The organism is Pseudomonas sp. BIGb0176, from assembly GCF_024810175.1.
GTDB lineage: Bacteria > Pseudomonadota > Gammaproteobacteria > Pseudomonadales > Pseudomonadaceae > Aquipseudomonas > Aquipseudomonas protegens.
The window spans coordinates 1277620-1304149 of record NZ_JANUEC010000002.1 but is presented as its reverse complement, the minus strand read 5'-3'; the positions used below and the strand labels follow the sequence as shown (position 1 = coordinate 1304149).

Annotated in this window: 28 protein-coding genes; 17 read left to right on the top strand and 11 right to left on the bottom strand. The window is 62.6% G+C overall.

The features are described 5' to 3' along the window. The first annotated feature begins 75 nt into the window (after positions 1–75). The 10 genes from M2395_RS17015 to hisC all read left to right on the top strand — a co-directional run bounded on the left by M2395_RS17015 (position 76) and on the right by hisC (position 8066). Positions 76–885, top strand: a complete 810-nt coding sequence (locus M2395_RS17015; RefSeq protein ID WP_011059275.1) for an ATP-binding cassette domain-containing protein — start codon at positions 76–78, stop codon at positions 883–885. Beyond that, positions 885–1682, top strand: coding sequence for a lipid asymmetry maintenance ABC transporter permease subunit MlaE (gene mlaE / locus M2395_RS17010; protein ID WP_011059276.1), 798 nt, complete (start codon positions 885–887; stop codon positions 1680–1682). The genes M2395_RS17015 and mlaE overlap by 1 nt, the downstream gene beginning before the upstream one ends. Further along, positions 1682–2149, top strand: a complete 468-nt coding sequence (mlaD, locus tag M2395_RS17005; RefSeq protein WP_011059277.1) for an outer membrane lipid asymmetry maintenance protein MlaD — start codon at positions 1682–1684, stop codon at positions 2147–2149. Before mlaE ends, mlaD begins: the two co-directional genes overlap by 1 nt. Before the next feature lie 11 nt (positions 2150–2160). Continuing rightward, positions 2161–2814 carry a phospholipid-binding protein MlaC gene (locus tag M2395_RS17000; protein ID WP_011059278.1) on the top strand — a complete coding sequence of 218 codons (654 nt, stop codon included), beginning with the start codon at positions 2161–2163 and terminating at the stop codon, positions 2812–2814. Further along, the gene (locus tag M2395_RS16995; protein WP_011059279.1) at positions 2811–3119 is read left to right on the top strand and encodes a lipid asymmetry maintenance protein MlaB; all 309 of its coding nucleotides are present in this window, start codon (positions 2811–2813) and stop codon (positions 3117–3119) included. The genes M2395_RS17000 and M2395_RS16995 overlap by 4 nt, the downstream gene beginning before the upstream one ends. Before the next feature lie 116 nt (positions 3120–3235). Beyond that, positions 3236–3475, top strand: coding sequence for a BolA family protein (locus M2395_RS16990; RefSeq protein WP_011059280.1), 240 nt, complete (start codon positions 3236–3238; stop codon positions 3473–3475). 22 nt (positions 3476–3497) lie between these two features. After that, a complete protein-coding gene (murA, locus tag M2395_RS16985; protein ID WP_011059281.1) occupies positions 3498–4763 on the top strand; it encodes a UDP-N-acetylglucosamine 1-carboxyvinyltransferase in 1266 nt (421 codons plus the stop codon). Between the two features lie 129 nt (positions 4764–4892). Continuing rightward, on the top strand, positions 4893–5528 hold the full coding sequence (hisG, locus tag M2395_RS16980; protein ID WP_011059282.1) for an ATP phosphoribosyltransferase: 636 nt from the start codon (positions 4893–4895) through the stop codon (positions 5526–5528). Positions 5529–5682: 154 nt separating this feature from the next. After that, on the top strand, positions 5683–7011 hold the full coding sequence (gene hisD, locus M2395_RS16975; RefSeq protein WP_011059283.1) for a histidinol dehydrogenase: 1329 nt from the start codon (positions 5683–5685) through the stop codon (positions 7009–7011). A 2-nt stretch (positions 7012–7013) separates the two neighbouring features. Then, on the top strand, positions 7014–8066 hold the full coding sequence (gene hisC / locus M2395_RS16970) for a histidinol-phosphate transaminase (protein ID WP_123430413.1): 1053 nt from the start codon (positions 7014–7016) through the stop codon (positions 8064–8066). A 33-nt stretch (positions 8067–8099) separates the two neighbouring features. Here the strand turns inward: hisC and M2395_RS16965 are convergent, their stop codons facing one another. The 3 genes from M2395_RS16965 to algW all read right to left on the bottom strand — a co-directional run bounded on the left by M2395_RS16965 (position 8100) and on the right by algW (position 12186). Next, entirely contained in the window at positions 8100–8828 is a 729-nt protein-coding gene (locus M2395_RS16965; protein ID WP_041115982.1) for a DUF4198 domain-containing protein, read from the bottom strand. 12 nt (positions 8829–8840) lie between these two features. Next, positions 8841–10946 (bottom strand): TonB-dependent siderophore receptor, encoded by a 2106-nt coding sequence (locus M2395_RS16960; RefSeq protein ID WP_041115983.1) that lies wholly within the window; start codon positions 10944–10946, stop codon positions 8841–8843. Positions 10947–11031: 85 nt separating this feature from the next. Then, the gene (gene algW / locus M2395_RS16955; RefSeq protein WP_123430074.1) at positions 11032–12186 is read right to left on the bottom strand and encodes a Do family serine endopeptidase AlgW; all 1155 of its coding nucleotides are present in this window, start codon (positions 12184–12186) and stop codon (positions 11032–11034) included. A gap of 102 nt (positions 12187–12288) precedes the next feature. Between algW and M2395_RS16950 the strand changes: the two genes are divergently transcribed. The 3 genes from M2395_RS16950 (at position 12289) to cysN (ending at position 16097) form a co-directional block, all read left to right on the top strand. Beyond that, entirely contained in the window at positions 12289–13047 is a 759-nt protein-coding gene (locus M2395_RS16950; RefSeq protein WP_123430075.1) for a Nif3-like dinuclear metal center hexameric protein, read from the top strand. A gap of 224 nt (positions 13048–13271) precedes the next feature. Beyond that, a complete protein-coding gene (gene cysD / locus M2395_RS16945) occupies positions 13272–14189 on the top strand; it encodes a sulfate adenylyltransferase subunit CysD (protein ID WP_011059289.1) in 918 nt (305 codons plus the stop codon). A 9-nt stretch (positions 14190–14198) separates the two neighbouring features. Next, positions 14199–16097 carry a sulfate adenylyltransferase subunit CysN gene (gene cysN / locus M2395_RS16940; protein WP_011059290.1) on the top strand — a complete coding sequence of 633 codons (1899 nt, stop codon included), beginning with the start codon at positions 14199–14201 and terminating at the stop codon, positions 16095–16097. A gap of 120 nt (positions 16098–16217) precedes the next feature. Here cysN and M2395_RS16935 read toward each other — a convergent pair whose 3' ends face one another. The 3 genes from M2395_RS16935 to M2395_RS16925 are packed head-to-tail and all read right to left on the bottom strand — an operon-like array spanning position 16218 to position 19618. Next, positions 16218–17123 (bottom strand): acyltransferase, encoded by a 906-nt coding sequence (locus M2395_RS16935; RefSeq protein ID WP_011059291.1) that lies wholly within the window; start codon positions 17121–17123, stop codon positions 16218–16220. After that, a complete protein-coding gene (gene pta / locus M2395_RS16930) occupies positions 17124–19223 on the bottom strand; it encodes a phosphate acetyltransferase (protein ID WP_019096051.1) in 2100 nt (699 codons plus the stop codon). Positions 19224–19279: 56 nt separating this feature from the next. Continuing rightward, positions 19280–19618, bottom strand: coding sequence for a DUF3565 domain-containing protein (locus M2395_RS16925; protein WP_011059293.1), 339 nt, complete (start codon positions 19616–19618; stop codon positions 19280–19282). Here M2395_RS16925 and M2395_RS16920 point away from each other — a divergent pair. The 3 genes from M2395_RS16920 to M2395_RS16910 all read left to right on the top strand — a co-directional run bounded on the left by M2395_RS16920 (position 19587) and on the right by M2395_RS16910 (position 21967). Then, positions 19587–20072: a peptidylprolyl isomerase gene (locus M2395_RS16920; protein ID WP_011059294.1), complete on the top strand. Its 486-nt coding sequence runs from the start codon at positions 19587–19589 to the stop codon at positions 20070–20072. The genes M2395_RS16925 and M2395_RS16920 overlap by 32 nt on opposite strands. A 121-nt stretch (positions 20073–20193) precedes the next feature. After that, a complete protein-coding gene (locus tag M2395_RS16915; RefSeq protein WP_015634175.1) occupies positions 20194–20676 on the top strand; it encodes a glutathione peroxidase in 483 nt (160 codons plus the stop codon). Between the two features lie 187 nt (positions 20677–20863). Then, positions 20864–21967, top strand: a complete 1104-nt coding sequence (locus tag M2395_RS16910) for an NADH:flavin oxidoreductase (protein WP_123430076.1) — start codon at positions 20864–20866, stop codon at positions 21965–21967. Here M2395_RS16910 and M2395_RS16905 read toward each other — a convergent pair. Continuing rightward, positions 21964–23244, bottom strand: a complete 1281-nt coding sequence (locus M2395_RS16905) for a glycosyltransferase family 1 protein (protein ID WP_053156387.1) — start codon at positions 23242–23244, stop codon at positions 21964–21966. The two genes, M2395_RS16910 and M2395_RS16905, sit on opposite strands and share 4 nt — an antisense overlap. Positions 23245–23289: 45 nt before the next feature. Beyond that, entirely contained in the window at positions 23290–24039 is a 750-nt protein-coding gene (gene cysZ, locus M2395_RS16900) for a sulfate transporter CysZ (protein ID WP_123430077.1), read from the bottom strand. A 310-nt stretch (positions 24040–24349) separates the two neighbouring features. Here cysZ and trxB point away from each other — a divergent pair, with 310 nt between their 5' ends. Beyond that, entirely contained in the window at positions 24350–25312 is a 963-nt protein-coding gene (trxB, locus tag M2395_RS16895; RefSeq protein WP_011059299.1) for a thioredoxin-disulfide reductase, read from the top strand. A gap of 146 nt (positions 25313–25458) precedes the next feature. On the opposite strand, the gene M2395_RS16890 is transcribed toward trxB, so the two are convergent. From M2395_RS16890 to folX, 3 genes are read right to left on the bottom strand one after another with little or no spacing between them, the layout of a single operon-like run. Then, on the bottom strand, positions 25459–25797 hold the full coding sequence (locus M2395_RS16890) for a HopJ type III effector protein (RefSeq protein ID WP_019093350.1): 339 nt from the start codon (positions 25795–25797) through the stop codon (positions 25459–25461). After that, on the bottom strand, positions 25794–26087 hold the full coding sequence (locus M2395_RS16885) for a DUF1244 domain-containing protein (RefSeq protein ID WP_011059301.1): 294 nt from the start codon (positions 26085–26087) through the stop codon (positions 25794–25796). Before M2395_RS16885 ends, M2395_RS16890 begins: the two co-directional genes overlap by 4 nt. Before the next feature lie 60 nt (positions 26088–26147). Then, positions 26148–26528 (bottom strand): dihydroneopterin triphosphate 2'-epimerase, encoded by a 381-nt coding sequence (folX, locus tag M2395_RS16880; RefSeq protein ID WP_011059302.1) that lies wholly within the window; start codon positions 26526–26528, stop codon positions 26148–26150. Positions 26529–26530 lie beyond the last annotated feature (2 nt).

The window sequence follows — 26530 nt, the reverse complement described above, 5'->3', positions numbered from 1 at the left end:
CGGCCTGCCCAGGGGCATGTACTCCCGGCAGGGAGCCAAGCGTCCGAGTGATAGGCTGCATCGCAAGGAGTTTAGATGAGTGCCGATAACGCCTACGCGGTCGAGCTGAAGGGACTGTCCTTCAAGCGCGGTACGCGCAGCATTTTCAATAACGTGGATATCCGTATTCCGCGGGGCAAGGTCACCGGCATCATGGGGCCTTCCGGCTGTGGGAAGACCACCCTGTTGCGCTTGATGGGCATGCAGTTGCGGCCCAGCAGCGGCGAAGTGTGGGTCAATGGCCAGAATCTGCCGAGCCTTTCGCGCAGCGATCTGTTCGACGCGCGCAAGCAGATGGGCGTGCTGTTCCAGAGCGGCGCACTGTTCACCGACCTGGACGTGTTCGAGAACGTGGCCTTTCCGCTGCGGGTGCACACCCAACTGCCGGACGAAATGATTCGTGACATCGTCCTGCTCAAGTTGCAGGCGGTGGGCTTGCGCGGCGCGGTCGACCTGATGCCCGACGAGCTGTCCGGCGGCATGAAGCGCCGGGTCGCCCTGGCCCGGGCGATTGCCCTGGATCCGCAGATCCTCATGTACGACGAGCCTTTCGTGGGCCAGGACCCCATTGCCATGGGCGTTCTGGTGCGCCTGATCCGGCTGCTCAACGATGCCCTGGGCATCACCAGCATCCTGGTTTCCCACGACCTGGCGGAAACCGCGAGCATTGCCGACTACCTCTATGTAGTGGGCGATGGCCAGGTGTTGGGCCAGGGAACTCCCGAAGAGCTGATGGACTCCGATAATCCGCGTATCCGTCAGTTCATGAAGGGCGATCCCGACGGCCCGGTGCCGTTTCACTTTCCAGCGACGGACTACCGCGCAGATCTTCTGGGGAAGCGCTGATGCGCAAAATATCGCTAATCGAGAGGGTTCGCCTCTTCGGTCGCTCAGGCATCGATGTCCTGGCGGTACTGGGGCGTTCCACGCTGTTCCTGTTCCATGCGCTGCTGGGCCGCGGTGGCATCGGCGGCAGCTTTGGCCTGCTGGTCAAGCAACTGCACTCAGTGGGCGTGATGTCCCTGGTGATCATTGTCGTGTCCGGGATCTTCATCGGCATGGTGCTGGCGCTGCAGGGCTTCAATATCCTTTCCAGCTACGGTTCGGAGCAGGCGGTGGGGCAGATGGTGGCCCTGACCCTGTTGCGGGAGCTGGGGCCGGTAGTGACTGCGCTGCTGTTCGCCGGGCGTGCCGGTTCGGCGCTGACCGCGGAAATCGGCAACATGAAGTCCACCGAGCAGCTCTCCAGCCTGGAGATGATCGGTGTCGACCCGCTCAAGTACATCATTGCGCCGCGCCTGTGGGCTGGCTTCATTTCCCTGCCATTGCTGGCGATGATTTTCAGCGTGGTGGGCATCTGGGGCGGTTCGTGGGTCGCTGTCGACTGGCTGGGAGTCTACGACGGCTCCTACTGGGCGAACATGCAGAACAGCGTGACCTTCAGTGGTGACGTGCTCAACGGTGTGATCAAAAGTATTGTTTTTGCGTTTGTAGTGACCTGGATCGCCGTTTTCCAAGGCTATGACTGTGAGCCCACTTCAGAGGGGATCAGCCGTGCCACTACCAAGACCGTGGTGTATGCCTCGTTGGCCGTACTCGGCTTGGACTTTATTCTGACCGCCTTGATGTTTGGAGATTTCTGATGCAAAACCGCACCCTGGAAATCGGTGTCGGCCTTTTCCTGCTGGCCGGCATCCTGGCTTTGCTGTTGCTTGCCCTGCGAGTCAGTGGCTTGTCTCCAACCGCGAGCACCGATACTTATAAACTTTACGCCTACTTCGACAATATCGCCGGTTTGACGGTCAGAGCCAAAGTGACCATGGCCGGCGTAACCATCGGCAAGGTCACGGCGATCGATCTGGACCGTGACAGCTTCACTGGCCGGGTAACGATGCAATTGGAAAAGCGCGTGGATAATCTGCCGACTGACTCCACTGCATCTATCCTGACTGCTGGCCTGTTGGGTGAGAAATACATCGGTATCAGCGTGGGCGGGGAAGAAGCCTTGCTCAAGGATGGTGGAACCATCCACGACACCCAGTCGTCGCTGGTATTGGAGGACCTGATCGGTAAATTCCTGCTCAATACCGTTAGCAAAGACGCCAAATGAGGAGTTTTTCGATGATCTCTATCTTGCGACGTGGCCTGTTGGTGCTGCTGGCGGCTCTGCCGTTGCTGGCCAACGCGGCAAGCACGCCTTCCGCGCATGATCTGGTGCAGGACACGACCACCCGTCTGCTCGCTGACCTGGCGGCCAATAAAGAGAAGTACAAGCAAAGCCCGAACGACTTCTACAATGCCTTGAACAGCATCGTCGGTCCTGTGGTGGATGCCGACGGCATTTCCCGCAGCATCATGACCGTCAAGTATTCGCGCAAGGCTACGCCGGAGCAGATGGTGCGCTTCCAGGAAAATTTCAAGCGCAGCCTGATGCAGTTCTATGGCAATGCCTTGCTGGAGTACAACAACCAGGGCATCACGGTTTCTCCGGCCAAGGATGAAAGCGGCACCCGCACCAGCGTCGATATGCAGGTCAAGGGCAACAACGGCGCGATCTACCCAGTGTCCTACACCCTGGAAAAGATCAACGACGAGTGGAAAGTGCGTAACGTGATCATCAACGGCATCAATATCGGCAAGCTGTTCCGTGATCAGTTCGCCGACGCGATGCAGCGCAATGGCAACAACCTGGACAAGACCATCGACGGCTGGGCCGGTGAGGTGGCCAAGGCCAAGGAAGTGACCGAAGACGCTGCACAAAAGGCTGCGCAATGAGTGAATCGGCCGTGCGCCTCGGTGATGCCGGGGAACTGTTGATCAGCGGCGTGCTGGATTACCGCAGCGGCCCGGGCCTGCGCAAGCAGGGCCAGGCGCTGATCAAGTCGAGCCAGGCACCGGCGCTGGTGCTCGATTGCTCGGCGGTGGAGAAGTCCTCCAGCGTCGGACTCGCGCTGCTGCTGGCCTTCATGCGTGATGGCCAGGCACTGGGCAAGGCGGTGAGCGTTCGTGCGCTGCCCGAGGACATGCGCGAGATCGCCGAGGTCTCCGGAGTCACCGAAATCTTCGCCCATCCCCAATAACCCACATCTCTATATAGAAGCCCCCCGTCAGAGTCCTGCTATGCGGGGTTCGCAGGCGCGGGGCTTTTTTGTATGATGTCCGACCCGCGCGCACAGGGCGCCGATTGAGGTTGAGCATGCAGGCCAACGAAGTGAAGAGCTTTCTTGAGGGAAAGCTGCCCGGAGCTCAGGTAGAAGTTGAGGGCGAAGGCTGCAACTTTCAGCTGAACGTGATTAGCGACGAACTGTCGGCCTTGAGCCCGGTGAAGCGTCAGCAGAGCATCTATGCCCATTTGAATCCATGGATTGCCGATGGCAGCATCCACGCGATCACCATGAAATTTTTCAGCCGCGCGGCCTGGGCCGAGCGCACCTGAGCCCAAGGGCGTCGAGACTGTTATGGATAAATTGATTATTACCGGCGGCGTTCGCCTTGATGGCGAGATCCGCATTTCCGGGGCCAAGAACTCCGCGCTGCCGATTCTGGCGGCAACCCTGCTGTGCGATGGCCCGGTCACCGTGGCCAACCTGCCGCACCTGCACGACATTACCACCATGATCGAGCTGTTCGGTCGCATGGGCATCGAGCCGGTGATCGACGAGAAGCTCAGCGTCGAAATCGACCCGCGTACCATCAAGACCCTGGTGGCACCCTACGAGCTGGTGAAAACCATGCGCGCCTCGATCCTGGTACTGGGCCCGATGGTTGCCCGTTTCGGCGAAGCCGAAGTGGCCCTGCCTGGCGGTTGCGCCATCGGCTCGCGTCCGGTGGACCTGCACATCCGCGGCCTGGAAGCCATGGGCGCGGTGATCGACGTCGAAGGCGGCTACATCAAGGCCAAGGCGCCTGAGGGTGGCCTGCGCGGCGCGAATTTCTTCTTCGATACCGTGAGCGTGACCGGTACCGAGAACATCATGATGGCTGCAGCCCTGGCCCGTGGCCGCAGCGTGCTGCAGAACGCCGCTCGCGAACCAGAAGTCGTGGACCTGGCGAACTTCCTGATCGCCATGGGCGCGAAGATTTCCGGCGCCGGCACCGACACCATCACCATCGATGGCGTAGAGCGCCTGCATTCGGCGATCTACAAAGTGATGCCTGACCGTATCGAAACCGGCACCTACCTGGTGGCTGCAGCCGTCACCGGCGGCCGCGTCAAGGTCAAGGACACCGATCCCACCATCCTTGAAGCCGTTCTGGAAAAGCTCAAGGAAGCCGGCGCTGAAGTCACCACCGGTAGCGACTGGATCGAGCTCAACATGCACGGCAAGCGCCCCAAGGCGGTCAACGTGCGTACCGCTCCGTACCCGGCGTTCCCCACCGACATGCAGGCGCAGTTCATTTCCCTGAACGCGATTGCCGAAGGTACTGGCGCGGTGATCGAGACCATCTTCGAAAACCGCTTCATGCACGTCTATGAGCTGCACCGCATGGGCGCCAAGATCCAGGTCGAAGGCAACACCGCCATCGTTACCGGTACCGAAATCCTCAAGGGCGCGCCTGTCATGGCTACCGACCTGCGGGCTTCGGCCAGCCTGGTGATCTCGGCGCTGATGGCCGAAGGCGACACCCTGATCGATCGCATCTACCACATCGACCGTGGTTACGAGTGCATCGAAGAGAAGCTGCAGATGCTCGGCGCCAAGATCCGCCGCGTACCGGGCTAGTTGCATGACGGGCACAGGGAGGTGCCCACTGCCGAATCTGTTCCACGTCGAGCCTGTCTTCAGGCTCGACGCATGTCTGGCGCCGTTTGCGTCCGGGCATCAGTCGCCGCATAAGGACTTACGTTACTCATGTTGACCATCGCACTGTCCAAGGGCCGTATCCTCGACGACACGCTGCCGCTTCTGGCTGAAGCGGGCATCGTGCCAACCGAGAATCCGGACAAGAGCCGCAAACTGATCATCCCCACGACCCAGGACGATGTCCGCCTGTTGATCGTGCGTGCCACTGACGTGCCGACCTATGTCGAGCATGGCGCTGCCGACCTCGGGGTGGCCGGCAAGGACGTCCTGATGGAATACACCGGCCAAGGCCTGTATGAGCCACTGGACCTGCAGATTGCCCAGTGCAAGCTGATGACTGCCGGTGCCATTGGCGCCGCAGAACCCAAGGGCCGCCTGCGCGTGGCCACCAAGTTCGTCAACGTAGCCAAGCGCTACTACGCCGAGCAGGGTCGTCAGGTGGACATCATCAAGCTCTACGGTTCCATGGAGCTGGCGCCGCTGATCGGCCTGGCCGACAAGATCATTGACGTGGTCGACACCGGCAACACCCTGCGGGCCAACGGCCTGGAACCCCAGGAACTGATTGCGACCATCAGCTCCCGCCTGGTGGTCAACAAGGCATCGATGAAGATGCAGCACGCCCGTATCCAGGCGTTGATCGACACCCTGCGCAAGGCAGTGGAATCGCGACACCGCGGCTGATTCACATGCGTGGCCTTGAGCCGCGCCCATCTATCCGCGTCATAGCCAGAATGCTCAGGTGCCCACGCGGATGGCTTGGTAGTCTTGCGGCGCCTGAGCTTTGCAAATCCAAGCTTGCCCTTTTGTGCATTCGCCAATCATTGAGGCCTTCGCTATGACCGCTCCGACTGCAATTCGCCGACTCAACGCTGCCGACCCGGATTTCGCCCGTCATCTGGATCATCTGCTGAGCTGGGAAAGTGTCTCTGACGATTCGGTCAATCAGCGGGTGCTGGACATCATCAAGGCCGTGCGCGAGCGCGGCGATGCGGCGCTGGTGGAGTTCACCCAGCGTTTCGACGGCTTGCAAGTAGCTTCCATGGCAGACCTGATCCTGCCGCGCGAGCGCCTGGAACTGGCGCTGACCCGGATCACCGTGGCCCAGCGCGAAGCCCTGGAAAAGGCCGCGGCGCGGGTGCGCAGCTACCACGAGAAGCAGAAACAGGACTCCTGGACCTACACCGAGGCCGACGGCACGGTGCTGGGCCAGAAGGTCACGCCGCTGGACCGCGCCGGGCTGTACGTACCGGGGGGCAAGGCGTCCTACCCGTCGTCGGTGCTGATGAACGCGATTCCGGCCAAGGTGGCGGGCGTTACCGAGGTGGTGATGGTGGTGCCGACCCCGCGTGGCGAGGTCAACGAACTGGTACTGGCTGCCGCCTGCATCGCCGGGGTCGATCGGGTGTTCACCATCGGCGGCGCCCAGGCCGTGGCCGCGCTGGCCTACGGCACCGAAAGCGTGCCCCAGGTGGACAAGGTTGTCGGCCCGGGCAACATCTATGTGGCCACCGCCAAGCGCCATGTGTTCGGCCAGGTCGGCATCGACATGATCGCCGGCCCGTCGGAAATCCTGGTGGTCTGCGACGGCCAGACCGACCCGGACTGGATCGCCATGGACCTGTTCTCCCAGGCCGAGCACGACGAAGACGCCCAGGCGATCCTGGTCAGCCCGGATGCCGAGTTCCTGGATAAAGTCGCGGCGAGCATCGCCAAGCTGCTGCCAACCATGGAGCGCGCGGAAATCATCAACACCTCGATCAATGGCCGTGGAGCCCTGATCAAGGTCCGCGACATGCAGCAAGCCATTGAAGTGGCCAACCGCATTGCCCCCGAGCACCTGGAGCTGTCCGTGGCCGACCCGCAAGCCTGGCTGCCGCAGATCCGCCACGCCGGGGCGATCTTCATGGGCCGCCACACCAGCGAAGCGCTGGGGGATTACTGCGCCGGGCCGAACCACGTGCTGCCGACTTCCGGCACCGCGCGTTTCTCGTCGCCGCTGGGGGTGTATGACTTCCAGAAACGTTCGTCGATCATCTTCTGCTCCGAGCAGGGTGCCTCTGAACTGGGCCGCACCGCCTCGGTGCTGGCCCGTGGCGAGTCGCTGACCGCCCACGCCCGCAGTGCCGAATACCGCATCGTCGACGACCAAGATCAGGGGCAATGAACATGAGCAAATTCTGGAGTCCGTTCGTCAAGAACCTGGTGCCCTACGTGCCGGGCGAACAACCCAAGCTGACCAAGCTGGTCAAGCTCAACACCAATGAAAACCCCTATGGCCCGTCGCCCAGGGCCCTGGCGGCGATGCAGGCCGAACTCAACGATAACCTGCGCCTGTATCCGGACCCCAACAGTGACCTGCTCAAGCAGGCGGTGGCCAGTTACTACGGGGTGCAGGGTAACCAGGTGTTCCTCGGCAACGGTTCCGACGAAGTCCTGGCGCACATTTTCCATGGCCTGCTGCAGCAGGAAAAACCGCTGCTGTTCCCGGACATCAGCTACAGCTTCTACCCGGTGTATTGCGGCCTGTACGGCATCGAGCACGAAGCGGTGCCGCTGGACGAGCATTTCCAGATCCGCGTGGCCGACTACGCCAGGCCCAACGGCGGGATCATCTTCCCCAACCCGAATGCGCCCACCGGCTGCCTGTTGGCCCTGGATGCGGTGGAGCAGATCCTCAAGGCCAGCCCGGACTCCGTGGTGGTGGTGGATGAGGCCTACATCGACTTCGGCGGCCAGACCGCCATCAGCCTGGTGGATCGCTACCCGAACCTGCTGGTGACCCAGACCCTGTCCAAGTCGCGCTCCCTGGCCGGCTTGCGAGTGGGCCTGGCGGTAGGGCACCCGGATCTGATCGAGGCTCTGGAGCGGGTCAAGAACAGCTTCAACTCCTACCCGCTGGATCGCCTGGCGATCGTCGGAGCGGCGGCGGCCTTCGAGGACCGCGAGTACTTCGCCAAGACCTGTCAGCAGGTGATAGACAGTCGCGAATGGGTGGTGGCGCAGTTACAGGCCAAGGGCTTCGAAGTGCTGCCGTCGGCGGCCAACTTCATCTTTGCCCGCCACCCGCGGCACGACGCAGCCGGCCTGGCGGCCAAGCTGCGCGAGCAAGGGGTGATAGTGCGCCACTTCAAGCAGCAGCGGATCGCTCAGTTCCTGCGGATCAGCATCGGCACACAGGAACAGAACCAGGCGCTGATCGACGGCCTGGGCGAGCTGTAGTCCAGGCGCCTGGCTTCCGAGGTGGCCGTACCTTTATTCGTGGTGCGGCTCGCCGAGGAAGGTCAGGGAGCTGAACAGGCCGCGTGAGGCCACATCCGGGTTGTCCTTGAGCGCTACCTCCAGCTCTGCGGCAATCACGTTCAAGCCTTCGTTCCTCACCAGCACTTGGGCGCGTCCCTGGGCATCGGTCTCGGTGCTCAGGGTGCTCGGTGCATTGCGGTAATCGCCAATCAACTTCACCCCGGCCACGGGCTGCCCATCCAGCAGCACCCGCACCGGCAGGTTCTTGCCCGGGCCGACGGTCAGCGGGTCGACTTCCGGCAGGATCACCAGCTTGAGCTGTTCCAGCTTGGGCAGCTTCGCTCCCGGTTGATAGATCGCCAGGCTGTACTTGTAGGTGTGAGTCGAGGCGATGGCCCCCGGGACCTTGCTGCGACCCTGGTTGACCCAGCGCTTGTCCGCGGTTTGCGACCAGGGGCCGTTGTCCAGTGCCACGGCCAGTACCGCCGGCGGTTTGAGCGGTTGCAGGCGTGCGTGGTCCGCCAGGCGTTGCACGGTCACCGGAATCATTCTGGCCGCGCCGTCATAGGCCCAGGCACCGCTGATTTTCTTGGCCTTGAAGGCGTCGTCTTCGGCGCCGTGGCCGTAGATCACTTCGACATTGCCGCGTCGTTGTTCGGTCCACAGGCCGTGGGCCGAGGCCTGGGTGGCGCCCAGTGTGGCGAGCAGGCCCAGCAGGGCGATGGATTTGAGGCTGTGCATGGCGGCTCTCTTCTACAGGTTGAGTGTGAGGCTGAGGGTGAAATTGCGCGGTTCGCCGGGATTGACCCAGTAGTTGCTGTAGGAGCGTTCGTAGTACTTCTCGTCGAACAGGTTGTTCAGGTTCAGGCCCAGGGTCAGGTTGTCGCTGGCCTTGTAGTGGGCCAGCAGGTCCAGGGTGCGGTAGGCGGGCAGCTCGAAGCGGCCTCCGGCCTCGCCCGAGCGGTCGCCGACATAGGTCATGGCTGCGCCGATGTCCGAGCCCTTGAGCCGGCCGTCCTGGAATTCATAGACCCCCAGCAGGCTGGCGCTGTGCCTGGCCACGCCGAGAATGCGGCTGCCGGCGGGGATTGCCGGGTCGCCCTTGGTGACTTGCGCATCAATCAGCGCATAGGCGCCTATCACGCGCACCGCGTCGGTCAACTGGCCGCTGAACTGCAGGTCGAAGCCCTGGCTGCGGGCCTTGCCCATGGCGCGGCTGGAGTCGGTGCCGGGGTCCAGGGCCAGGACGTTTTCCTTGTCGATATGGAAGGCGGCGAGGGTGGCGCTCAAGCGCTCGTCGAACAGCTCGCTCTTGATCCCCACTTCATAGCCGACGCCTTCTTCGGGCTTGAAGGTCTTGCCGCCCGCATCCAGCCCATTGTTGGGCTTGAACGAGGTGGAGGCGTTGGCGAACAGCCCCACCTGCGGGGTCAGTTGGTAGAGCAGGCCGGCGCGCTGGGTCAGGGCATCGTGGTTCTGGCGGCTGCGCTTGCCGGTGGTGTGGTCGTCGATCTTTTGCTCGAAGTGTTCAAAGCGGGCGCCGACCATGCCTCGCAGGCGGTCAGTGAAGATGATCTGGTCCTGCAGGTTGAGGGCCTGGCTTTCGACATGCTCGAAAAAGTCCGTGCCAGAGCGTTTGCCGTTGGGCTTGGCCTGACCGTAGATCGGGTCGTAGATATCGATGGCATAGGCGCCGCCGGCAATGCTGGTGACCCGCTCGTTCTTGCGGTAGTTCTCGTATTCGCTGCCGATCAGCAGTTCATGCTGCCAACTGCCGAGGTCGAACAGGCCGCGCAGTTCCAGCTGGGTGATGCTGTCATGCCAGTTGTTGTCCCGCTCGCGGTAGCGCCGGTTGACCGTGTGCCGGTCGGCGTTCAGCGGTCGGGTTTCGGAGGCGAAGCCCCAGAGCTTGCCCTCCTTGTAGTGGCTGGCCAGACGCAGTTTCCAGCTGTCATTGAGGTGGTGTTCCAGGGTGGCCTGGAGCATGTTGTTATGGTTGTCGATGTTGCCGTCATCGGGTTCGCCGAGGAAGGTCGAGCGGGAGACGCCGCTCCAGCGATTGTTCGGGGCCACGATGCCGCGGTCGAAGGTCGAGCTGTGGCGCACCCATTCGCTTTCCAGCAGCAGGCTGGTGTCCGGGTTCAACTGCCAGCTGAAGGAGGGCGCGACGAACACCCGGCGGCTGTCCACGTGGTCGCGAAAGCTGTGGTTGTCCTCCACGGCCAGGTTGACCCGGGACAGCAGGTTGCCCTGGGCATCCAGCGGGGTGTTGAGGTCCAGGGCGGTGCGGTAGCGGTCCCAGCTGCCAGCGCTGGTCTGCAAGGTCGCGAAGGTTTCGGGCTGAGGTTTCTTGGTGACGATATTCACCGTGCCGCCGGGGTCGCCACGGCCGTAGAGGCTGGCGGCCGGCCCCTTGAGCACTTCGATGCGCTCGACAGTGGCGGCGTCCGGGGTGCTGGGGTAGCCGCGGTTGGCGCTGAAGCCGTCCTTGTAGAACTCCGAGGTGGTGAAGCCGCGCACGCTGTATTCATACAGGGTCAGCCCGCCGAAGTTGTTCTGCTTGGAAACCCCGCCGGCAAACTCCAGGGCGCGTTCGACGTTGTTGCTGCCCAGGTCCTTGAGCACGCTGGCGGGGATCACGCTGATGGATTGGGGAATGTCGCGGATCGCCGTATCGGTCTTCGTCGCGCTGGCCGAGCGTGTGGCCCGGTAGCCCTTGACCGGGCCCGTGGCGGATTCGTATTCAGTGCTGATACGGGTGGTTTCAAGTTCCAGCGGCTCAGGTTCTTTGGCCAGCAGCGGATCTGCCAGCAGGCCCAGGGTCAGGCCTGCCAAGGGGAGGATTCTTCGGGACGTCATGGGGCTGTTCCAATAGCGATATTGAAACAATATAACATGACTAATGAGAATGTATGCTGTTAGGCCGGCATGGCCGGGCCCAGCTTCACTCTTCTTCTTTGACGGGCGCGGGCGGTGGTCGCAGGCCGATTTCTGCCGTCAGCTTGAGTTCCTTGCCGTTGCGCATGACCAGGATCGAGACTTTGTCCGTCGGTTTGATCCGCGCCACCTGGTTCATCGAACGCCGGCCGTCGCCGGCAGGTTCGCCATCGATACTGAGGATCACGTCACCCAGTTGCATCCCGGCTTTCTGCGCCGGGCCGTCGCGGAAGATCCCCGCCACCACGATTCCCGGGCGCCCGGCCAGGCCGAAGGACTCTGCCAGCTCCTGGGTCAAGGGTTGCACTTCGATCCCCAGCCAGCCGCGGATGACCTGGCCGTGCTCGATGATCGACTTCATCACTTCCATGGCCAGCTTGATCGGGATCGCAAAACCGATGCCCTGGGAGCCGCCGGACCTGGAGAAGATCGCAGTGTTGATCCCGGTCAGGTTGCCGTTGGCGTCCACCAGGGCGCCACCGGAGTTGCCCGGGTTGATCGCGGCGTCGGTCTGGATGAAGTCTTCGTAGTTGTTCAGGCCCAGCTGGTTGCGCCCGGTGGCACTGATGATGCCCATGGTCACGGTCTGGCCGACCCCGAACGGGTTGCCGATGGCCAGCGCGACGTCGCCGACGCGGACGTTTTCCGAACGGCCGACGGTGATCGAAGGCAGGTTCTTCAAGTCGATCTTGAGCACCGCCAGGTCGGTTTCCGGATCGCTGCCGATTACCCGGGCCAGGGTCTCGCGGCCGTCCTTGAGGGCCACCACGATCTGCTCGGCACCGGAGGTCACATGGTTGTTGGTGAGCAGGTAGCCTTCGGGGCTCATGATCACCCCCGAGCCCAGGCTCGATTCCATGCGCTGCTGCTTGGGCAGGTTGTCGCCGAAGAAGCGCCGCAGTTTCGGGTCTTCGAACGGTGGATAGACAACCTTGTTGACGACCTTGGCGGTATACAGGTTGACCACTGCGGGCGCTGCGATCACTACGGCATCGGCGTAGGACACCGGCCCCAGTCGAGTGCGGGCGGTTTGCGGCGCTTGCTGCAGGTTGACGTCCAGGCTGGGCAGGCCCACCCATTGCGGGTAGCGCTGGATAATCAACAACGCGATAAGCACGCCGGCCAGTAGCGGCCAGCCAAAAAAACGCAGAGCCTTGAGCATTGAGCAAGTCCTGGGTGGTTACGAAGGGCTGCGCACGGCCCATAATGTCGCGCATTATACGAGGCCGCGCGTGCCTCTGAACGGGATATTTAGGAGTCTTTTATGGCCGTTGCCCTGAGCACACTGGTGGAAGAAGCGGACCGCTACCTGGGCAGTTCACGTATTGCCGACTACTGCCCCAATGGCCTGCAGGTCGAAGGGCGCCCGCAGGTGATGCGCATCGTCAGTGGCGTGACCGCCAGCCAGGCGTTGCTGGACGCTGCGGTGGAGGCCAAGGCCGACCTGGTGCTGGTGCATCACGGCTACTTCTGGAAGGGCGAGAACCCCTGCATCACCGGCATGAAGCAGCGTAGGCTGAAAACCCTGCTCAAGCACGACATCAGCCTGCTGGCCTATCACCTGCCCCTGGACCTGCACCCGGAAGTGGGCAACAACGTGCAACTGGCCCGTCAGCTGGACATCACCGTGGAAGGCCCGCTGGACCCGGAAAACCCCAAGGTCGTCGGCCTGGTGGGTTCCCTCGGCGAGCCGATGACCGCGCGGGACTTTGCCCGCCGGGTGCAAGAGGCAATGGGGCGAGAGCCGCTGCTGATCGAAGGCCGCGAGATGATCCGTCGGGTCGGCTGGTGCACCGGTGGCGGCCAGGGCTACATCGACCAGGCGGTGCAGGCCGGCGTCGACCTGTACCTCAGTGGCGAAGCCTCGGAGCAGACCTTCCACAGTGCCCGGGAAAACGACATCAGCTTCATTGCCGCCGGCCATCACGCCACCGAGCGTTATGGCGTCCAGGCCCTGGGTGACTACCTGGCCCGGCGCTTTGCCCTGGAGCACCTGTTCATCGATTGCCCCAACCCCATCTGACCCCCGGCAGGAGCCGGCTTGCCGGTCAGCCCGAAGGTGCGCCCGAAAGCGCCTGTGCTGGCAAGCCAGCTCCCGCAGAGTGGCGCTTGGGGCCTAACGGAGCGGTATATTCATATACCGTTTCGTTCTAGTTGGCTCCCTGATTAGAAGCAGGTCGCTGTGCTAGCATGCCCCGCTCGAACACGGCCCGATGGCCGTCCATAAGAAAGCTTTCGTGAGTAGCCATGGTCGACAAACTGACGCATCTGAAACAGCTGGAGGCGGAAAGCATCCACATCATCCGCGAGGTGGCCGCCGAGTTCGACAACCCGGTGATGCTGTACTCCATCGGTAAAGACTCCGCCGTGATGTTGCATCTGGCTCGCAAGGCGTTCTTCCCCGGCAAGCTGCCGTTCCCGGTGATGCACGTCGATACCCAGTGGAAATTCCAGGAAATGTACAAGTTCCGCGACCGCATGGTCGAAGAGCTGGGCCTGGACCTGATCACCCACGTCAACCCGGATGGCGTGGCCCAGGGCATCAACCCTTTCACCCACGGCAGTGCCAAGCACACCGACATCATGAAGACCGAGGGCCTCAAGCAGGCTCTGGACAAACATGGTTTCGACGCCGCGTTCGGCGGTGCCCGCCGCGATGAAGAGAAGTCCCGCGCCAAGGAGCGCGTCTACTCGTTCCGCGACAGCAAGCACCGCTGGGACCCGAAGAACCAGCGCCCCGAGCTGTGGAACGTCTACAACGGCAAGGTCAACAAGGGCGAGTCGATCCGTGTGTTCCCGCTGTCCAACTGGACCGAGCTGGACATCTGGCAGTACATCTACCTCGAAGGCATCCCGATCGTGCCGCTGTACTTCGCCGCCGAGCGTGAAGTGATCGAGAAGAACGGCACCCTGATCATGATCGATGACGAGCGCATCCTCGAGCATCTGTCCGATGAAGAGAAAGCCCGCATCGTCAAAAAGAAAGTACGTTTCCGTACCCTTGGCTGCTACCCGTTGACGGGCGCGGTGGAGTCCGAGGCCGAGAGCCTGACGGACATCATCCAGGAAATGCTCCTGACGCGAACTTCCGAGCGCCAGGGCCGGGTCATCGACCACGATGGCGCCGGCTCAATGGAAGACAAGAAACGTCAAGGTTATTTCTAAGGGGCTGTCATGTCGCATCAATCTGATTTGATCAGCGAGGACATCCTCGCGTACCTGGGCCAGCACGAACGCAAGGAGCTGCTGCGCTTTTTGACCTGCGGTAACGTCGACGACGGCAAGAGCACCCTGATCGGGCGCCTGCTGCACGACTCGAAGATGATCTACGAAGACCATCTGGAAGCCATCACCCGGGACTCGAAGAAGGTCGGCACCACCGGTGACGACATCGACCTGGCGTTGCTGGTCGACGGCCTGCAGGCCGAGCGTGAGCAGGGCATCACCATCGATGTCGCCTACCGCTATTTCTCCACCGCCAAGCGCAAGTTCATCATCGCCGACACCCCCGGCCATGAGCAGTACACCCGCAACATGGCCACCGGTGCATCCACCTGTGACCTGGCGATCATCCTGGTGGACGCCCGCTACGGCGTGCAGACCCAGACCCGTCGCCACAGCTTCATCGCCTCCCTGCTGGGCATCAAGCACATCGTCGTGGCCATCAACAAGATGGACCTCAAGGACTTCGATGAGGGCGTGTTCGAATCGATCAAGGCCGACTACCTGAAGTTCGCCAAGGGCCTGAAGCTGCAGCCCACCAGCCTGCACTTCGTGCCGATGTCGGCGCTCAAGGGCGACAACGTGGTGAACAAGAGCGAGCGCTCGCCCTGGTACACCGGCCAGTCGCTGATGGAAATCCTCGAGACCGTGGAAGTGGCCGGCGACCGCAACTTCACCGACCTGCGTTTCCCGGTGCAGTATGTCAACCGTCCGAACCTGAACTTCCGTGGTTTTGCCGGCACCCTGGCCAGCGGCATCGTGCACAAGGGCGACGAGATCGTCGTATTGCCGTCTGGCAAGAGCAGCCGGGTCAAGTCCATCGTCACCTTCGAAGGTGAACTGGAGCAGGCCGGCCCGGGTCAGGCCGTGACCCTGACCATGGAAGATGAAATCGATATCTCCCGCGGCGACCTGCTGGTGCATGCCGACAACGTGCCGCCGGTCACCGACAGCTTCGAAGCCATGCTGGTATGGATGGCCGAAGAGCCGATGCTGCCGGGCAAGAAGTACGACATCAAGCGCGCCACCAGCTATGTGCCGGGCTCGATTGCCAGCATCCATCACAAGGTCGATGTGAACACCCTGGAAGAGGGCGCGGCCAGCGCGCTGCAACTGAACGAGATCGGCAAGGTCAAGATCAGCCTCGACGCGCCGATTGCCCTGGATGGTTACGAAAGCAATCGCACCACCGGTGCTTTCATCGTCATCGACCGCTTGACCAACGGCACCGTCGGCGCCGGCATGATCATCGCCCAGCCGGTGGCCCATGGCAGCGTCACCCAACACGGCAAGCTGGCTCATGTAGCCACCGAAGAGCGTGCCCAGCGTTTCGGCCAGCAACCGGCTACCGTGCTGTTCAGCGGCCTGTCGGGTGCGGGCAAGAGCACCCTGGCCTACGCGGTCGAGCGCAAGCTGTTCGACATGGGGCGCGCGGTGTATGTGCTCGATGGCCAGAACCTGCGGCATGACCTGAACAAGGGCCTGCCCCAGGACCGTGCCGGGCGTACCGAGAACTGGCGGCGCGCGGCCCATGTGGCCCGTCAGTTCAACGAAGCCGGGCTGCTGACCCTGGCGGCGTTCGTGGCACCGAGTGCCGAAGGGCGCGAGCAGGCCAAGGACCTGATCGGCAAGGAGCGTCTGCTGACGGTCTACGTCCAGGCATCTCCTGCGGTGTGCGCCGAGCGTGATCCGCAGGGCCTGTACGCGGCCGGCGGGGATAACATCCCGGGCGAGTCCTTCCCCTATGACGTGCCGCTCAATGCCGATCTGGTGATCGACACCCAGTCGCTGTCGCTGGAAGAAAGCGTCAAGCAGGTGCTGGACCTGTTGCGCAGCCGGGGCGCGATCTAAGCCATAGCAAAAAGCCCGCAGCCGAGTGATCGGCTGCGGGCTTTTTTGTGCGCTTCAGATAGCGTTCGCCGGTAAGTAGGGTGCAGGACCGCAGGAGCTGGCTTGCCAGCGAAAAGGCCCTCAGGGTCTTGCCGGATACTCCCGATGCAGCGTTTCGAGCAGCGCATCCTTGTCCAGCCACTGCTGGTTGATCCAGCCCTGGAATTCCTGGCGATAGGCCGTGTCCTGCTCGTAGTTCTTGCCAAGGAACTGCGCCGGGATCTGCACCTCTTCGAAACGCACCACCACATCCTTGACCCTGCCGCACAGCAGGTCCCAGAAACCGGGGCGGCCCGCCGGGTAGTGGATGGTCACATCGATGATCGACTGCAGTTGCTCGCCCATGGCATCCAGGACAAAGGCGATGCCGCCGGCCTTGGGCTTGAGCAGGTAGCGGAACGGCGATTGCTGCTGGGCGTGCTTGGCGTCGGTAAAGCGCGTGCCCTCGACGAAGTTGAAGATGCCCACCGGGTTGTTGCGAAACTTCGCACAGGTCTTGCGCGTGGTTTCCAGGTCCTTGCCTTTCTTTTCCGGGTGCTTCTCCAGGTACGCCTTGGAGTAGCGCTTCATGAACGGAAAGCCCAGGGCCCACCAGGCCAGACCAATCACCGGCACCCAGATCAGCTCCTGCTTGAGGAAGAACTTCAGGGGGCGGATACGCCGGTTGAGCACGTACTGCAGGACCATGATGTCGACCCAGCTCTGGTGGTTGCTGGTGACCAGGTAGGAGTGCTGGTAATCCAGGCCTTCCAGGCCCTGTACGTGCCAACGGGTACGGCATACCAACTGCATCCAGGCCTTGTTGTTGCTGATCCAGGCTTCGTGGGTGTGGTTCATCAGCCACAGGCTCAAGCGCTGGGTGAGAGCGAAGGGCAGGGCCTTGACCAACGCCACGCAGAACAGGAACGAGCACAGCAGGATGGTGTTCAGCGCCAACAGGAGCGAGGCGATGACTCCGCGTACCACGGCAGGTAGGAATTCCAGCATTTAGACATCCATAGGTCGGTTGGCGGCTTGAATCGCGGTAAGGGCGATGGTGTAGACGATGTCGTCCACCTGGGCGCCCCGGGGCAGGTCGTTCACCGGTTTGCGCAGGCCTTGCAGCATCGGCCCCAGGCTCACGCAATCGGCGCTGCGTTGCACCGCCTTGTGGGTGGTGTTGCCGGTGTTGAGGTCAGGGAACACGAAGACCGTGGCCTTGCCCGCGACCTGGCTGTTGGGGGCCAGTTGCCGGGCGACGTTTTCGTTGGCCGCGGCGTCGTATTGCAACGGCCCGTCGATCAGCAGCGAACGCTGGGCTTCGTGAGCCAGCAGGGTGGCCTCGCGAACTTTCTCCACTTCCTCGCCGCTGGCCGAGTCGCCGCTGGAGTAGCTGATCATCGCCACGCGCGGGGTGATACCGAAGGCGGCTGCCGAGTCGGCGCTCTGCAGGGCGATTTCCGCCAGCTCGCTGGCGCTGGGGTGCGGGTTCATCACGCAGTCGCCATACACCAGCACTTCCTCGGGGAACAGCATGAAGAATACCGAGGACACCAGGCTGCAGCCCGGCGCGGTCTTGATCAACTGCAGGGCCGGGCGGATGGTGTTGGCAGTGGAGTGGATGACCCCGGAAACCAGGCCATCGACTTCATCCAGGGCCAGCATCACCGTGCCGATCACCACCGGATCTTCCAGCTGCTGCTCGGCCATGGGAGCGTTGAGGCTCTTGCTCTTGCGCAGGGCCACCATGGGCTCCACATAGCGTTGGCGAATCAGGTCCGGGTCGAGAATCTCCAGGCCTTCGGGCAGTTCGATGCCCTGGGCCCGGGCCACCGCGTGCACGTCCTCGGGCTTGGCCAGCAGCACGCAGCGGGCGATGCCCCGGGCCTGGCAGATGGCGGCGGCCTGCACGGTCAGCGGCTCGCTGCCTTCGGGCAGGACGATACGCTTGTTGGCCTGCTGGGCGCGCTGGATCAACTGGTAGCGGAACACCGCAGGTGACAGGCGCATTTCCCGTGGGGTGCCGCAGCGCTGGTGCAGCCAGTTGGCGTCCAGGTGACTGGCGACGAAGTCGGTGATGATTTCCGCGCGCTCGCGGTCATCGATGGGAATTTCCTTGTTCAGGCCATTGAGCTGGTTGGCGGTGTCGTAGGATCCGGTGCTCACCGAAAGCACTGGCAGGCCGGCGTTCAGGGCGCCCCGGCAGAGCTCCATGATCCGCGGGTCGGGCAGGGTGTCGCTGGTCAGCAGCAGGCCGGCCAGGGGCACACCGTTGATGGCCGCCAGGCTCACGGCGAGGATGATGTCGTCACGGTCGCCCGGGGTCACCACCAGCACGCCGGGCTTGAGCAGTTCCACGGTGTTGCGCATGGTGCGGGCGCAAATGATGATCTTGGTCATGCGCCGGCTTTCGTAGTCGCCGGCGTTGAGCACCTGGGCGCCCATTAGGTCGGCCACGTCCCGGGTACGCGGGGCATTGAGCTCCGGCTGGAAGGGGATGCACCCCAGCAGGCGGAAGTCGCCGCTGCGCAGCAAGGGCGAATGTTCCTTCAAGCGCGCGGAAAACGCCTCCATGCTTTCGTCGGTGCGCACCTTGTTGAGGATCACCCCCAGCACTTTCGGGTCCCGCGGGCCGCCGAACAGCTGCGCTTGCAACTCGACCCGTCCGGACAGCTCGGTGAGCACTTCGTTTTCCGGGGCGGATACCAGGATCACCTCGGCATCCAGGCTTTTTGCCAGGTGCAGGTTGACCCGGGCGGCGTAGCTGGCACTGCGGGTCGGCACCATGCCTTCGACGATCAATACATCCTTGCCGATGGCTGCCTGCTGGTAGAGGGTGATGATTTCTTCCAGCAACTCATCCAGCTGGCCGTCGCCGAGCATCCGCTCTACATGGGCCAGGCCCAGGGGTTGTGGCGGTTTCAGGCCATGGGTGCGCGCCACCAGTTCGGTGGAACGCTCGGGGCCGGTGTCACCGGGGTGAGGTTGGGCTATGGGTTTGAAGAAGCCGACCTTGAGGCCAGCCCGTTCCAGCGTACGCACCAGCCCGAGGCTGATGGAGGTCAGACCCACTCCAAAATCGGTGGGCGCGATGAAAAAAGTTTGCATGCGAATTCTCAGAAGGTGCATGGCAAAGGCGCCGGTCTTTGGCCGTCTGCCTGAAGTCAGGCGCTAAGGTTATCGTTATCCGGGGCTTGAGCACACCAGCCGCAGGCAAAGCGCTGGCCTATTTTTTTGGCTCGCAACTGCGGCTCCAGGACCCAGGCCCGGGACTGCCAGGGCGGTTGGTGGCGCAGGTGCTGGGTATGCCCGCAGGACAGTTCAGCCACCCAATGGCCTTCTTCATCCTGATGAAAACCGCAGATTGTCGAGTGATTTTTCACGTTCCGTTGGTCCGGGTTCCGTTCGCTTTCGAGCGATTGCTTCGCTAAACTTGGACGTTCTTCATTCTTATGCAAAAGGTCCCGCCCCATGCTGATCGCCGCCAATAAGGCTGTCTCCATCGACTATACCCTCACCAACGACGCTGGTGAGGTCATCGACAGCTCTGCCGGCGGCGCCCCGCTGGTTTACCTGCAAGGCGCAGGTAACATCATTCCTGGTCTGGAAAAGGCCCTGGAAGGCAAGCAAGTTGGTGACGAACTGAAAGTCTCCGTAGAACCTGAAGATGCCTACGGCGAATACGCTGCCGAATTGGTCAGCACCCTGAGCCGCAGCATGTTCGAAGGCGTCGACGAACTGGAAGTGGGCATGCAGTTCCACGCTTCCGCTCCGGACGGCCAGATGCAGATCGTGACCATCCGTGACCTGGACGGCGACGACGTTACCGTCGACGGCAACCACCCGCTGGCCGGTCAGCGCCTGAATTTCCAGGTCAAGATCGTTGCCATCCGTGACGCCAGCCAGGAAGAAATCGCTCATGGTCACGTCCATGGCGAAGGTGGCCATCACCACTGATTTTCTGCGCTAAGCTCAAGCTTACTGGAGAGGCGCCCGAGGGCGCCTTTTTAGTCCGCGGCTTTTGGCTGTACTGTCGAGAGGCTGTTTTCTGTAAGAACACAGGAATTTGGAGTTCGTCATGAGTGCTTTTCACGACCTTAAATTGAAAGCCCTGGATGGTCAGGAGCTGCCGCTCGCGCCCTTCAAGGGGCACGTCGTGCTGGTGGTCAACGTCGCCTCCAAATGTGGTCTGACACCACAATATGCGGCGCTGGAGAATCTCTACCAGCAATACAAGGCCCAGGGATTCAGCGTGCTGGGGTTGCCTTGCAACCAGTTCGCCGGGCAGGAACCGGGCACCGAGCAGGAGATCCAGGAATTTTGCAGCCTCAACTACGGGGTGACCTTTCCCTTGAGCAGCAAACTGGACGTGAACGGTCCCGAGCGCCATCAGCTGTACCGCCTGCTGGCGGGCGAAGGCGCCGAGTTTCCCGGGGACATCACCTGGAACTTCGAGAAATTCCTATTGGGCAAGGACGGTCGGGTACTGGCGCGTTTCTCGCCGCGTACCGCTCCCGATGATCCGACAGTGATCCAGGCGATTGAAAAAGCCTTGAGCTGAACCCGCGCCGGGCCCTTGTTTAACGCCGCTTCAATGCGGCGTTTTTGCATCTAAATCACTCAAATCAATAATGCTGTGCAGCGCATTGAGGGGGGAATATTATCCTCATCATAAGTGCGCCGGGGCCGGTACCCGGCGCAGTCTTGTGCGTCGAATATCGACTCAAGCCTTTTTCTCGGAGCGCAGCATGCCTGTTCAAGCCTTGTTCAAACCCTTTCAACTCGGCGCGCTGGAACTGCCGACCCGCGTGGTGATGGCACCAATGACCCGGTCGTTTTCCCCCGGTGGCGTGCCCAACTCCAAGGTCATCGAGTATTACCGCCGCCGCGCTGCTGCGGGTGTCGGCCTGATCATTACCGAGGGCGCCACGGTGGGTCACCAGGCTGCCAATGGTTACCCCAATGTGCCGCAGTTCCATGGCGAGGCGGCCCTGGCCGGCTGGAAGAAGGTGGTGGATGCGGTCCACGCCGAAGGCGGCAAGATCGTCCCGCAACTCTGGCATGTGGGGAATGTGCGGCGCCTGGGCACCGAGCCGGACGCCAGCGTGCCCGGCTACGGCCCGACCGAGAAGCTCAAGGACGGCAAGGTGCTGGTGCACGGCATGACCCACCAGGACATCCAGGAGGTGATCGCAGCCTTCGCCCAGGCCGCCAAGGATGCCCAGAGCATCGGCATGGACGGCGTGGAGATCCATGGCGCCCATGGTTACCTGGTGGACCAGTTCTTCTGGGAAGGCACCAACCAGCGTACCGATGAATACGGTGGCGACCTGGCCCAGCGCTCGCGCTTCGCCATTGAGCTGATCCAGGCCGTACGGGCTGCCGTCGGTCCGGATTTCCCGATCATCCTGCGTTTTTCCCAGTGGAAGCAACAGGACTACAGCGCGCGCCTGGTGCAGACCCCGGAAGCTCTGGAGGCCTTCCTCAAGCCGCTGGCGGATGCCGGTGTGGATATCTTCCACTGCTCGACCCGCCGCTTCTGGGAGCCTGAGTTCGAAGGTTCCGACCTCAACCTGGCGGGCTGGACTCGCAAACTCACCGGCAAGCCCACCATCACCGTGGGCAGCGTCGGCCTGGACGGCGAGTTCCTGCAGTTCATGGTCAACACCGACAAGGTGGCGCAGCCGGCCAGCCTGGAAAACCTGCTGCAGCGTCTGAACAACGACGAGTTCGATCTGGTGGCCGTGGGCCGTGCACTGCTGGTGGATCCGGATTGGGCGCAGAAAGTCCGTGAAGGTCGCGAGCAGGACATCCTGCCGTTCAGCCGTGACGCGCTGACGACCCTGGTTTAACTGCCGGCTCCGGGCGGCGAGGGGGGCAGCCCCCTTGCCGTGCCGAGTGTCTCCACGGCGCTGCGGGGTTTGACCGTCGCTTCGATAAGCCCTTCGTAATCCTCGGCCGGCCCGTGCTCGCAGGCACTGCGCAGGCGATCTTCAAACTGCTCGATAACCGCGGCCCAGCCCTGGCGGCTGGCATGCTGGCGGGCGTTGAGGCGTACCCGGCGCAAGGTTTCCGGTTCTTCCAGCAGCCAGCTGGCAGCGTCGCAGAAGGCGCTTTCGTCGCCGGGCATGGCCAGCACGCCGTTGTAGCCATGGCGGATATGCTGGGCTGCGGCAGCCTGATCGTAGGCCACCACCGCGAGCCCCGAGGCCAGAGCCTCCAGCACCACGTTGCCGAAGGTTTCGGTGAGGCTGGGAAACAGGAACAGATCCCCGCAGGCGTAGTGGGCGGCCAGGGCTTCGCCCCGCTGGCTGCCACAGAACAGGGCCTCGGGCAGGCTTTTTTCCAGAGCCCCACGTTGCGGGCCGTCACCCACCACGATCAGCTTCATCCTGCGCTGTGGATAAGTCGCCTGCAGGCGTTCGAAGCAGCGCTTGAGCAGGCCCAGGTTCTTCTCCTGCGCCAGGCGCCCAACGTGGATCACCGCCAGGTCATCGGCGCCCAGGCCCCAGTCGGCCCGCAGCGTATCGAGCCGCTTGGCCGGGTGGAACAGCTGGCTGTCGACGCCCCGGGACAGCAGGGCCAGGCGTTCGAAATGCCGGCGCTCCAGCTCCAGGTGCTGGCTGGCGCTGGGTACCAGGGTCAGTTGCGAGCGGTTGTGGAACCAGCGCAGATAGTGGGTCAGCAGGCGGGTCAGCAAACCCAGGCCATATTGGCTGGAGTACTGCTGGAAGTTGGTGTGAAAGCCGCTGACCACGGAGATTCCCAGGCGCTTGGCGGCCCGCAGCGCAGACAGCCCCAGCGGCCCCTCGGTGGCGATGTAGAGCACGTCCGGGCGTTGGCGTTTCCAGCGCCGCAGCAGTTTGTGCATCGACGACTGGCCCCATTGCAGCCCCGGGTAGCCCGGTAGCGGCCAGCCGCGGCACAGCAGCAGGGCCTCGTCGCTGGGGCGGCTCTGATCACAGCCCTGGCGCGGACGTACCAGCTCCACCTGATGCCCACGGGCACGCAGGCCATCACACAAGCGGCCAAGGGTATTGGCCACGCCATTGATTTCCGGTGGGAAGGTTTCCGTGATGAGGGTGATGTGCAGAGCTGTCGTCATGGCCTCAGTGTCGACTGAGGCCATGTCGTCATTGTGACGTCTGGATGATGGATTGATGACGCTCCGGCCTTATTTGGCCGGCAGCTTCTCCAGCCCGCGCTCACGGACCCAGAACAGCGTCGCCCCGGCCACGGCGGCCGGCATCATCAGGATATTGACGAACGGGATCATCAGCGCGAGGTAGACGATGCCGCCAAAGCCCAGGCTCTGCCAGCGCTTCTGGCGCAGCCAGGCGAGCATGTCCTGCCAGCTCATCTTGTGGTTGTCCGCCGGGTAGTCGATGTATTGTATGGCCATCATCCAGACGCCGAACAGCAGCCACAGCGGCGCGGCGATCAGGTTGACCACCGGGATCAGCGACAGGATGAACAGGCCGATGGCCCGGGGCAGGAAGTAGCCGAGCTTGCGCATTTCCCGGGACAGGGTGCGGGGGATCATGGCGATCAGTTCGCCCCAGCTGAAGGGCGGGAAATCATCGGTGCCACGGACCACAGTTTCGACTTTTTCCGATAGAAAGCCGTTGAATGGGGCGGCGATGATGTTGGCCAGCATGGTGAAGGTGAAAAACACCATCAACACCACCAGCACCATGAACAGCGGCCAGAGGATGTAGCTCAGAAAGCTCAGCCATTGCGGCAGGGTCGGCATCAAGGTGTCGATCCACAGGCTGAACTGGTGGCCGGCGAAATAGATCAATCCGACGAACAGCACCAGGTTGATCACCAGGGGCAGTAGCACGAACAGGCGCAGGCCGGGACTGAGGACCAGCTTCAGGCCCTCACGCAGGTATTGCGGGCCGGACAGTACGGGGGCGGGCATAGAGTGCTCCGAGCAGTTGGAAAACGCGCCGACCTTACCGGCTTTGCGCAGGGGGCGAAAGCACCGTGAACAGGTCGACATCAACGGTAACAAAGACCCTTTCAAAGGGGCCTGCTGAGGATAGAGACCGCCTATGAGCTGGATTGTTAAACCGTATTTCCTTAATCTTCGCCCCCTCTATACGCTTCACCCATTATTTTTTGGACGGACGAGTTCAAGCCTTCCCCAAGGTTTCGCCGTCCTTTTTTATTCCAGCCGGCAATCCGGCGTTCCGCGCCAGGCTAGCCGGGCCGGTCGATAGGAGTGAGTCATGTCTGAAGTACGCCATTCGCGTGTGATTATTCTCGGTTCCGGCCCTGCCGGTTACAGCGCCGCCGTCTATGCCGCCCGTGCCAACCTGAAGCCGCTGCTGATCACCGGCATGCAGGCCGGTGGCCAGCTGACCACCACTACCGAAGTCGACAACTGGCCCGGTGACGTGCACGGCCTGACCGGCCCGGCCCTGATGGAGCGGATGCGCGAGCACGCCGAGCGTTTCGAGACTGAAATCGTCTTCGATCACATCAATGCCGTGGACTTCGCAGCCAAGCCCTACACCCTGACCGGTGACAGCGCGACCTACACCTGCGACGCCCTGATCATCGCCACCGGTGCCAGCGCTCGCTACCTGGGCCTGCCTTCGGAAGAAGCGTTCATGGGCAAGGGTGTTTCCGCCTGTGCCACCTGCGACGGCTTCTTCTATCGCAACAAGCCGGTGGCAGTGGTCGGTGGCGGTAACACCGCTGTTGAAGAAGCGCTGTACCTGGCCAACATCGCCAGCACCGTGACCCTGATCCACCGTCGCGAAACCTTCCGCGCCGAGAAGATCCTGATCGACAAGCTCAACGCCCGGGTGGCCGAAGGCAAGATCATCCTCAAGCTCAATGCCAACCTGGACGAAGTCCTGGGTGACAACATGGGCGTGACCGGTGCCCGCCTGAAGAACAACGACGGCAGCTTCGACGAGCTGAAGGTCGACGGCGTGTTCATCGCCATCGGCCACACCCCGAATACCTCGCTGTTCGAAGGCCAGCTGACCCTCAAGGACGGTTACCTGGTCGTGCAGGGCGGCCGTGACGGCAATGCCACCGCCACCAGCGTCGAGGGCATCTTTGCTGCCGGCGACGTGGCCGACCACGTTTACCGCCAGGCCATCACCTCGGCCGGCGCCGGTTGCATGGCGGCACTGGACACCGAGCGTTACCTGGACGGCCTGCAGAACGCTTCGTTCTGATTTGCCACCCATAAAAAAAACCGGCGCAAGCCGGTTTTTTTATGGGTGTTGCACGGTAGCAGCCGGCTTGCCGGCGAACAGGCCCTCGAGCCTTGCGCCGCTGTGCTGACGCCTTCGCTGGCGAGCCAGCTCCTACAGAATGCGGATCAGCGGCGGGTCAGCGGCTGGGCGGAGAACTTGACCCCGGCCAGGCCGTGAACGATCAGGGCGCGGATATTGCCGTGGTCAGTGCCTTCGGGGGTGGCCAGTACCGAGCGGTAGTGTTCGCCGAAGGCCAGCAGGGCCTCTTCGTCGCTCAGGCCTTCCAGCAGGGCCAGGCCCAAGGTCTTGCACGAACCTTCGTTCTGCCCGGCGGCGTTTTCCACGCCGCCGTTGTTGAAGGCCTGGGGCTGGTAGTCATAGCCGGCGGCGACAAAGGCCAGGGTGTCGGCAAAAGCGTGTTCACCGCTGTTCAGGCTGGCGCGCAGGGTGTTCAGGTCAGTCATTGGGGTTTTCCTTTGGCGAACGCCGCTTGCTGCTCGGCGCTGGCTTCTTTCTGGTAGAGATTTTTCCATTCGGCGTAGGGCATGCCATACACCACTTCACGAGCGTCATCGAGGCTGACCTCGATCTGGCGTTCGTCGGCCTCGGCCTTGTACCACTTGGAGAGGCAGTTGCGGCAGAACCCGGCGAGGTTCATCAGGTCGATGTTCTGTACGTCCTTGCGGCTGTCCAGGTGGGCCACCAGGCGGCGAAAGGCCGCGGCTTCCAGTTCCAGGCGTTGTTGTTCAGTCATGGGGTTTCTCCGGGACAGGGGCAAGCGCCCAGGCGGGCACTTGCCACTTGTGGCAGTTTTCTAGGCGCTGGCGCGGCTGGCCGCGAGAGTGATGGACACCGACTCGGCAAAACGCAGGGCGTGGGGTTTGTCGACTTCGACTTCGGCGTACTGCACCGAGGCGTTGCTCATCACCAGGTCCAGCAGCTCCTGGGTCAGGCGCTCCAGCAGGGCAAAGCGGTTGCCCTCGACATGGGCAATGATCGCCTTGGTGATGGTGCGGTAGTTCAGTGCGTGGTCGATGTCGTTGTCCCGCACCGCGTCCTGGGCCGCGTAGAGGATGGTCAGGTTGATCAGCACATCCTGCTTGTTGAGGATCTCTTCCTCGTTGATTCCGATGTAGGTCCGCAGGAGCAGGTCCTTGACTCGGATACGAGCCATTCCTGGCTGAAGTTGTGGCATTG

Coding starts and splice junctions, on each gene's coding strand:
- M2395_RS17015 (WP_011059275.1), top strand. CDS start 76: ATGAGTGCCGATAACGCCTACGCGGTCGAGCTGAAGGGACTGTCCTTC.
- mlaE (WP_011059276.1), top strand. CDS start 885: ATGCGCAAAATATCGCTAATCGAGAGGGTTCGCCTCTTCGGTCGCTCA.
- mlaD (WP_011059277.1), top strand. CDS start 1,682: ATGCAAAACCGCACCCTGGAAATCGGTGTCGGCCTTTTCCTGCTGGCC.
- M2395_RS17000 (WP_011059278.1), top strand. CDS start 2,161: ATGATCTCTATCTTGCGACGTGGCCTGTTGGTGCTGCTGGCGGCTCTG.
- M2395_RS16995 (WP_011059279.1), top strand. CDS start 2,811: ATGAGTGAATCGGCCGTGCGCCTCGGTGATGCCGGGGAACTGTTGATC.
- M2395_RS16990 (WP_011059280.1), top strand. CDS start 3,236: ATGCAGGCCAACGAAGTGAAGAGCTTTCTTGAGGGAAAGCTGCCCGGA.
- murA (WP_011059281.1), top strand. CDS start 3,498: ATGGATAAATTGATTATTACCGGCGGCGTTCGCCTTGATGGCGAGATC.
- hisG (WP_011059282.1), top strand. CDS start 4,893: ATGTTGACCATCGCACTGTCCAAGGGCCGTATCCTCGACGACACGCTG.
- hisD (WP_011059283.1), top strand. CDS start 5,683: ATGACCGCTCCGACTGCAATTCGCCGACTCAACGCTGCCGACCCGGAT.
- hisC (WP_123430413.1), top strand. CDS start 7,014: ATGAGCAAATTCTGGAGTCCGTTCGTCAAGAACCTGGTGCCCTACGTG.
- M2395_RS16965 (WP_041115982.1), bottom strand. CDS start 8,828: ATGCACAGCCTCAAATCCATCGCCCTGCTGGGCCTGCTCGCCACACTG.
- M2395_RS16960 (WP_041115983.1), bottom strand. CDS start 10,946: ATGACGTCCCGAAGAATCCTCCCCTTGGCAGGCCTGACCCTGGGCCTG.
- algW (WP_123430074.1), bottom strand. CDS start 12,186: ATGCTCAAGGCTCTGCGTTTTTTTGGCTGGCCGCTACTGGCCGGCGTG.
- M2395_RS16950 (WP_123430075.1), top strand. CDS start 12,289: ATGGCCGTTGCCCTGAGCACACTGGTGGAAGAAGCGGACCGCTACCTG.
- cysD (WP_011059289.1), top strand. CDS start 13,272: ATGGTCGACAAACTGACGCATCTGAAACAGCTGGAGGCGGAAAGCATC.
- cysN (WP_011059290.1), top strand. CDS start 14,199: ATGTCGCATCAATCTGATTTGATCAGCGAGGACATCCTCGCGTACCTG.
- M2395_RS16935 (WP_011059291.1), bottom strand. CDS start 17,123: ATGCTGGAATTCCTACCTGCCGTGGTACGCGGAGTCATCGCCTCGCTC.
- pta (WP_019096051.1), bottom strand. CDS start 19,223: ATGCAAACTTTTTTCATCGCGCCCACCGATTTTGGAGTGGGTCTGACC.
- M2395_RS16920 (WP_011059294.1), top strand. CDS start 19,587: ATGCTGATCGCCGCCAATAAGGCTGTCTCCATCGACTATACCCTCACC.
- M2395_RS16925 (WP_011059293.1), bottom strand. CDS start 19,618: ATGGAGACAGCCTTATTGGCGGCGATCAGCATGGGGCGGGACCTTTTG.
- M2395_RS16915 (WP_015634175.1), top strand. CDS start 20,194: ATGAGTGCTTTTCACGACCTTAAATTGAAAGCCCTGGATGGTCAGGAG.
- M2395_RS16910 (WP_123430076.1), top strand. CDS start 20,864: ATGCCTGTTCAAGCCTTGTTCAAACCCTTTCAACTCGGCGCGCTGGAA.
- M2395_RS16905 (WP_053156387.1), bottom strand. CDS start 23,244: ATGGCCTCAGTCGACACTGAGGCCATGACGACAGCTCTGCACATCACC.
- cysZ (WP_123430077.1), bottom strand. CDS start 24,039: ATGCCCGCCCCCGTACTGTCCGGCCCGCAATACCTGCGTGAGGGCCTG.
- trxB (WP_011059299.1), top strand. CDS start 24,350: ATGTCTGAAGTACGCCATTCGCGTGTGATTATTCTCGGTTCCGGCCCT.
- M2395_RS16890 (WP_019093350.1), bottom strand. CDS start 25,797: ATGACTGACCTGAACACCCTGCGCGCCAGCCTGAACAGCGGTGAACAC.
- M2395_RS16885 (WP_011059301.1), bottom strand. CDS start 26,087: ATGACTGAACAACAACGCCTGGAACTGGAAGCCGCGGCCTTTCGCCGC.
- folX (WP_011059302.1), bottom strand. CDS start 26,528: ATGCCACAACTTCAGCCAGGAATGGCTCGTATCCGAGTCAAGGACCTG.